Annotated in this window: 2 protein-coding genes; both read left to right on the top strand. The window is 43.3% G+C overall.

Annotated elements, in window-relative coordinates; all coding sequences use genetic code 11:
* Positions 1 to 846, top strand: an 846-nt coding sequence (locus VN429_RS03080) for a cytochrome c biogenesis CcdA family protein (RefSeq protein ID WP_325629673.1), incomplete at its 5' end; no start/stop codon positions are given.
* A gap of 169 nt (positions 847 to 1,015) precedes the next feature.
* Positions 1,016 to 2,028: ribosome small subunit-dependent GTPase A (rsgA, locus tag VN429_RS03075; RefSeq protein WP_325629671.1), on the top strand; the 1,013-nt coding region annotated here is incomplete at its 3' end.

Genomic DNA, 2,028 nt, shown 5'->3' with positions numbered 1-2,028 from the left:
CATCTGGATTATCTTTCAACACCATCGGTTATGATCGGTAATCTGACTCTGGAGGGAAACAGGGATATTCAAAGTCATTTAGAAGAGATTCTCGCTAAACAGCAGGAAAAATTCCATTCCGGAGGATTTGAGTTTATACTGCCGTCTGTTTCTCTTTTGGATAATGATGAAATTCCTCTCTCCCTTATCATTGGATCTGGAATTCTTGACGGTATCAATCCCTGTGCTTTTGCGGTTCTCATAATTATGCTGATAAATATGATGGCACAAAAGAGCAGGCGGGCTATACTGGTCAACGGTCTGGTCTATACAAGTGCAGTATTTGTGTTCTATTTTCTGTCTGGTCTGGGGATTTTCTCTGTTATTCAGACTACCGGATCTGCAATACTATTTTCAATAATTGCGGGATCTATTGCCCTTATTGCAGGACTTTTGATGATCAAGGATGCTCTGATCCCAACCGATCATCCAGTACTTGCAATTCCGTCATCACAAGCAGGAAGAATCAGTAAAATAATAAACGTAGCAACCCTTCCTGCTGCCTTTATCCTGGGAATCATGGTTGGAATGTTTGAACTCCCATGCACCGGAGGGATTTATCTTTCAATTATCTCGATGATATCGCTACACGTTGACCTTCTTCACTCTCTTGTGTACCTTCTGGTTTACAACATCGCATTTATCGTTCCATTACTTGTCATTCTCGTTCTTGTTCTGTTTGGACTTCCACCTGAACGAGTGAATGAATGGAGGATTGAACAGCGCCGGGCACTGAGAGGAATTATTGGAATTGTCCTGATATTATTCGCAGTCTATATTCTCTTTGGTGTTCTTGGAAGGTTGTGAAATATAATGAATATATCAACCAGTACTTCTTTTACATGAAAAACTCTTTTTTCATCTGTCAGATCTGGACCCCCCAACGTGGCACCGTTGAGGTTTTTATAATGTTCAGAATAATCCATTCCAGGACAGATAAATCTGTTATACCCTTGGGATAGATCTATTTTCTCAAATGAGTATCAACAATTGCACTATATCGTCATTAGCATTATCCGGATGGAACCAACACTGGGAAGATCTCTTTGTCAAATATGAGGGGCCTTATCTTCCCGGGAGGATCAGTACTGTTCAAAAGACCCGGTTTGAGGTGATTATTCCAGGTGATATCATATCGGTTCCATTATCAGGAGCGTTGAAATCACAAAAAATGTACCCGGTAGTGGGTGATTTTGTTGTTATTCTCAATCAGCCTGAATCAGCAACCCGTATGATCGTTGCTATCCTGCCAAGGAAAACCGTTCTCACCCGTGGAGGTGCAGGCGATAGTTCTGGAAAGCAGGTTCTGGCTGCAAATATTGATACTGTCTTCATCGTAACTGAACCCGGAAAAGATCTGAGCATTGCACGGCTTGAGCGGTACCTGATGATAACCAGAAGTTCCGGAGCCCTACCGGTAATTATCCTGAACAAGTCTGATACCTGCCCTGATATCCCGGAGGTTGTCAGGATGATCAACTCTGAAATCAGAGATATCCCTGTTGTTCCGGTGAGTGCAGCAGAAAAAACCGGGCTTGATACCCTGAATCCATATCTAGGCCCTGGAAAGACGGCCCTATTCATCGGCTCATCAGGGGTTGGAAAATCAACTCTTACAAATGCTCTTACCGGAAAAACACTTCAGGAGACCAGAGATATCAGAGAGGATGATGGAAAAGGCCGGCATACGACAACAGTCAGGCACCTTCTTTCTCTCCCGGACGGAAGTTCATTGATTGACACCCCCGGGCTTCGGGAGATCAGGATATGGACTGCAGGAGAAAGTATCGCAGAAACGTTTGACGATATTGTGGAATATGCCTCCCGATGCAGGTTTACTGACTGCTCTCATAATAATGAGCCTGGATGTGCTGTCAGGCAGGCAATTGAGGATGGCATTTTGTCTCAAGACCGGTTTTTCAGGTATCAGAAAATCCTGAAGGAAATATCATTTGAACGCGAAAAGGCAGATATCGGATTGAAGAGATT

Origin of the sequence: Methanospirillum sp., assembly GCF_035560735.1 — an archaeon.
GTDB lineage: Archaea > Halobacteriota > Methanomicrobia > Methanomicrobiales > Methanospirillaceae > Methanospirillum.
The sequence above is the reverse complement of the archived record's forward strand: the minus strand, read 5'-3'. Positions and strand labels throughout refer to the sequence as shown.